Raw genomic sequence first — 4,809 nt, 5'->3', positions numbered from 1 at the left:
CCGGGACGCTGCTGATGACCGAGATCGGCCGCAGCAACAGCCACCTGTCGCCGCGGACGCTGGCCCGCCACGACCCGCGCACCGGCGGGTTCGTGCTGACCACGCCGGACGCGGCCGCCGCGAAGTTCCCGACCAACACCGCCCATCCGGACGTGCCGAAGGTCGCCGCCGTGTACGCGACGCTGGAGCACGGGGGACGCGAGCGGGGCGTGTTCGTGTTCGCCGTCCCGCTGCGCGCGGCGGACGGCTCCACCCCGCCCGGCGTCCGGATCACGCCCGCGCCCGACACGTTCGGCCTGATGGTCGACTACGGTGCGGTCACCCTCACCGACGTGCGGGTGCCGTTCGAGGCGTGGCTCGGTGACGGCGCGCGGCTGGACCCGGACGGCGGTTTCCACGATCCGGCGGGCGGGCCGGGGGAGCGGCTGGTGCGGTCGATGGGCATCGCCCCGCCGGTGTGGCGGGCGGTGGTCTCGGCGTGTGCGGCGCTCGCGCGGGCCTCGGCCGTCACCCTCGTCGCGCACACCGCCGGGCGCGCGACGCTGGGGCGGCTGGCTCCGCGGCGTCCGCTGGGGGACTACCGCAACCAGCGGGAGGCGATGCTCGGCGCGCTGGCGTCGGCGTACGCGCTGACGCTGGTCGCCGACCGGGTGAAGGGCCCGCGCCCGCTCGACCGCGTTCCGTCCACGCCCGCGTCAACCCCGGACGCGGCGGGCCCGGAGACGGAAGGCTCGGGCTCGGGCTCGGACGCGGCGGTCGCGAACCCGGCGGGGAGCGCGGACGCGGCGTGGGCGCCGTGGTCGGCGGTGGACCGCGACCTGGCGCTGCTGAAGGCGGCGGTGACCGCCCACACCCAGGACGTGATCGGCCGGTGCCGCGTGCACGCGGGCGCCCCGGGGTTCGCCGCGTCGCAGCGCCTGAACGGGTACCGGGGGCTGGCGCACGCCTACCAGAGCGCGGGCGGCGACAACGAGCTGATCCTGTTCGACACCGCCCGCGCGCTCGCCGCCGATCCGCCCCCGCCGCCCACCCGGGGAGGGGAGAGCGGGGAGTTCGGGTCGGCGGCGATGTGCCGGGAGTGGGCGGCGTCGGTGGAGCACGCGCTGACCGTCCGCCTGGCCGAACGCACCCGGACCCCCGACTCCGCCGATCCCGAGGCGGTGTTCACGGTGTGGAACGACAACCTGGCGCTGGCGTCGGCGACCGCGCGGGCCGCCGCCGACGGGATCGTCCTGCGGATCGTGGACGAGGCGTCCCGGACCGTCCCGCAGGAGGCCGCGCCGCTGCTGGAGCCGTTGCTGCGCCTGTACGGGCTGGACTGGATCGAGCGCCGCGCCGCGCTGCTGCTGGAGTGCCAGGTGGCGGGGCCGGGACTGCTGGAGCGGGTGTGGGCCGAGCGCCGCCGGGTCGGAGACCTGCTCGCCGGACGCGTCGGGGATCTGGCCGCCGCGCTCGACACCCCCGCCCCGATCGCCGCACCGGCGAGCCCCCGGGAACCCGCCCCTCCCACACCCTGACCCGGGATCCCCTGGCGTGGGTTCCGTGCTACGACGCGGAACCCACGCCAGGTCGGGGGGCGGTCAGCGGATCGGGACGACCGCCATCGCGTCGATCTCCACCAGGAACTCCTCCCGCACCAGCCGCGAGACCTCCACGAGGGTCGCGGCGGGCGTGACGTGCTCGGGGACGAACTCGGCGCGGGCCTCCCGGACGACGCCGACGCCCGTCGCGTCACGCAGGTAGTAGCCGAGTTTCACCACGTGCTCCCAGCCGGCGCCCGCGTCGGCGAGGACGGTCTCGATGTTGCGGAACACCTGGCGGGTCTGGGCGGCCAGGTCGCCCTCGCCGACGAGGGCGCCGGTGCCGTCCACCGGGACCTGCCCGCTCACCAGCACCAGCCGTCCGGGCACCTCGACGGAGACGCCGTGGCTGTATCCGGGGCCGGCGGGCAGGCCGTCGGGGTTGATCTGGCGGATGTCGGTTCCGGTGCGCAGTTCATGATCGGTCACCCGGCCACCGTAGCCGCGCGCGGCCGGTCAGGGCGCCAGCGTTCGGACGGCGGTCCCAGGCGGCGGCGCGGACTGCGGCACGCGCGGTGGGCGCGGTCGGGCCCGGGCGCGGGAGGTCGCGCTGGGCTGCGACAATGATCGGTATGAGCGAGCGCAAGCCGATCGAGTCGTGGCTGACGGACATGGACGGGGTGCTGGTGCACGAGGGTCATCCGATCCCCGGCGCGGACGAGTTCCTCCGGCGGCTGACCGCGTCGGGCAAGCGGTTCCTGGTGCTGACCAACAACTCCATCTACACGCCGCGGGACCTGTCGGCCCGGCTGCGGGCGCTGGGGCTGGAGGTCGGCGAGGACGCGATCTGGACCTCGGCTCTGGCGACCGCGCAGTTCCTGTCGGACCAGCGGCCGGACGGGTCGGCGTACGTGATCGGCGAGGCGGGCCTGACGACGGCGCTGCACGAGGCCGGGTACGTGCTGACCGACCTGAACCCCGACTACGTGGTGCTGGGCGAGACCCGCACCTACAGCTTCTCCTCGATCACGCGGGCGATCCGGCTGATCGAGCGCGGCGCGCGGTTCATCGCGACCAACCCCGACCCGATCGGTCCGTCCACCGAGGGGTCGCTCCCGGCGACGGGCGCGGTCGCCGCGATGATCACGCGGGCGACCGGGGTGGAGCCGTACTTCGTCGGCAAGCCCAACCCGCTGATGATGCGGACGGCGCTGAACCGGGTCGGCGGGCACAGCGAGTCCACGGTGATGATCGGCGACCGGATGGACACCGACGTGCGCGCGGGCGTGGAGGCCGGGCTGGAGACGATCCTGGTGCTGTCGGGGGTGACCCGCAAGGACGAGGTGGAGCGGTTCCCGTTCCGCCCGACGCACGTGCTGAACTCGATCGCCGACGTGGTCGGCATGGTCACCCCGGGCGGTGAGCCGGACGCGGGCGGCGGGACGGGCTCGGGGTCCTGACGGCCCGGCCGGGCCCGACAGCCATGCGCATGATCGCCGCGTCCGGCTCGCACGAGCTGGAGATCCGCCGCTCCCGGTTCCTGTGCGCGCTGGCGCGCGTCGCCGACGAGGAGGAGGCGGCCGCGTTCGTCGCGGCCCGCAAACGCGCCCACCGCGACGCCACGCACAACTGCTCGGCGTACGTGGTGGGCGAGTTCGGTGAGCTGACCAAGAGCAGCGACGACGGGGAGCCGGCCGGGACGGCGGGCATCCCGATGCTGGAGGTGCTGGTCCGGCGCGGCCTGACCGGGACCGCCGCGGTCGTCACCCGCTACTTCGGCGGGGTCAAGCTCGGCGCGGGCGGTCTGGTCCGGGCGTACTCGCAGGCGGTGTCGGAGGCGGTCGACGCGGTCGGCGTGGTGGAGCTGCGTCCGGTGGTGCGCGTGGAGGTGACGGTCGACCACGCCCTGGCCGGGCGGTTCCTGGGCGACCTGCACGCGCGCGGCCCGCAGCCGGACGACGTCCGCTACGGCGAGGCCGTCCACGCGCAGGTGCCGGTCCCGGCGGACGCCCTGGACGACTTCACCGCGTGGGCCGCCGAGGTCACCGCCGGCCAGGCGCGCCTGCGCACGGTCGGGACCGGCCACATGGAAGTCCCCGTCACCCCGTAGCCGTGCCGCCTGTCCGTGCGTGCGGTTCCAGGGGGACGGGGACATACCGCGCCCGGCGAGGCGTCCGGCCGAGCCATCCAGCGGCCGTGGCCGTCGCTGTGACCGTGGCCGTCCGGGGGGGGCGGTCAGGGGCGGCGGTGCCGCCCGCCGGGGGCGGGGCGGCCCTGGGCGTCCAGCACGGGCAGGTCGGGGACCGTCACCGCCGCGTCGCCGACCGGCGCGGCGGGCTGCGGAACGCCGGGGTGGGACAGCCCGGCCACCGGCATGTCCCCGCCGCCGAACCCGTAGCCGGGCGCGCCCGCGAAGGACGGCGCGGGCGCGAGAGCGGGCGCGGGCGCGCCGAGGACGAGCGGTCCCAGCGGCCCCCATCCGCGCAGCCGCTCGACCAGCGGCGTGAGGATCCTGGCCGCCAGCAGCGACACCGCCACCGCGACCGTCAGGCCGACCACGAACCCGACCGCGACGTCGTGCGGGTAGTGCACGCCGACGAACACCCGGGAGAACGCCTCGAGCACCGCCAGCGACAGCACCCAGGGGGCCAGCGCGCGCCAGGCCACCAGCAGACCGGCGGCGGCCCCGGCGGCGATCGTCGCGTGGTTGCTGGGGAACGACCAGTCGCCGGGCGCGGGGCACGAGGCGATGTTCATCGCGTGCGGCACGGCCCGGCAGGGCCGCTCCTCCTTCAGCACGTCCTTGACGTTGGAGCTGACCAGGTAGGCGCACACCATCGCGACGGGGGCCAGCAGCGCCAGCGCCATCGACCGGCCGTCGCGGGTCCGGGCCCGCCACCAGCCGGCGGCGAACAGCGCCGCGAACGCCAGCAGCCCCGCCTCGGTGCCGACCTCCGCGCCGGTGTGCACCCAGCCGGGCGTCCCGTGCGCGAACTCGGTGATCGTCCGATACAGGTCGGCGCTGATTCCCGGTGCTCGCATGCTCCCCCTCCATGTCCTGCCGCCGTCCCGGGGCCCGGGGCGGGGCGGTCCCGGGAGCCGTCCCGGGACAGAACTGATCATCTACCAGACCGGGACGGTTCACGCACCGTTCACCGCAACGCGACCCGGGCCGTCCCCGCGCGGAACCCCGCCGGAGCGGCCCGCCGTACATCGAAAGTGGTACGCGGGGTTCGTCACCGCCGACGATGCCCGCGCCGCCGCCCGGCGGTGACACTGGAACCATCCG

The 4,809-nt window shown here is 75.8% G+C and carries 5 protein-coding genes; 3 read left to right on the top strand and 2 right to left on the bottom strand.

Annotated features, from left to right (window positions below; genetic code table 11):
- Positions 1-1,517 (top strand): acyl-CoA dehydrogenase family protein (locus AB0J52_RS27620; RefSeq protein ID WP_500185283.1); only part of this gene is annotated, 1,517 nt, incomplete at its 5' end.
- Between the two features lie 63 nt (positions 1,518-1,580).
- Here AB0J52_RS27620 and AB0J52_RS27615 read toward each other — a convergent pair.
- Entirely contained in the window at positions 1,581-2,009 is a 429-nt protein-coding gene (locus AB0J52_RS27615; protein ID WP_500185282.1) for a RidA family protein, read from the bottom strand.
- Positions 2,010-2,152: 143 nt separating this feature from the next.
- Here AB0J52_RS27615 and AB0J52_RS27610 point away from each other — a divergent pair, with 143 nt between their 5' ends.
- Positions 2,153-2,980 carry an HAD-IIA family hydrolase gene (locus AB0J52_RS27610; RefSeq protein ID WP_500185281.1) on the top strand — a complete coding sequence of 276 codons (828 nt, stop codon included), beginning with the start codon at positions 2,153-2,155 and terminating at the stop codon, positions 2,978-2,980.
- A 23-nt stretch (positions 2,981-3,003) separates the two neighbouring features.
- A complete protein-coding gene (locus AB0J52_RS27605) occupies positions 3,004-3,630 on the top strand; it encodes an IMPACT family protein (RefSeq protein WP_500185279.1) in 627 nt (208 codons plus the stop codon).
- Between the two features lie 125 nt (positions 3,631-3,755).
- Here the strand turns inward: AB0J52_RS27605 and AB0J52_RS27600 are convergent, their stop codons facing one another.
- The gene (locus AB0J52_RS27600; protein WP_500185277.1) at positions 3,756-4,562 is read right to left on the bottom strand and encodes a phosphatase PAP2 family protein; all 807 of its coding nucleotides are present in this window, start codon (positions 4,560-4,562) and stop codon (positions 3,756-3,758) included.
- Positions 4,563-4,809: the final 247 nt, after the last annotated feature.

Origin of the sequence: Spirillospora sp. NPDC049652, assembly GCF_040675125.1 — a bacterium.
In the GTDB taxonomy this organism is placed as follows: Bacteria; Actinomycetota; Actinomycetes; order Streptosporangiales; family Streptosporangiaceae; genus Spirillospora.
This window is presented reverse-complemented; position numbering and strand designations above follow the sequence as displayed.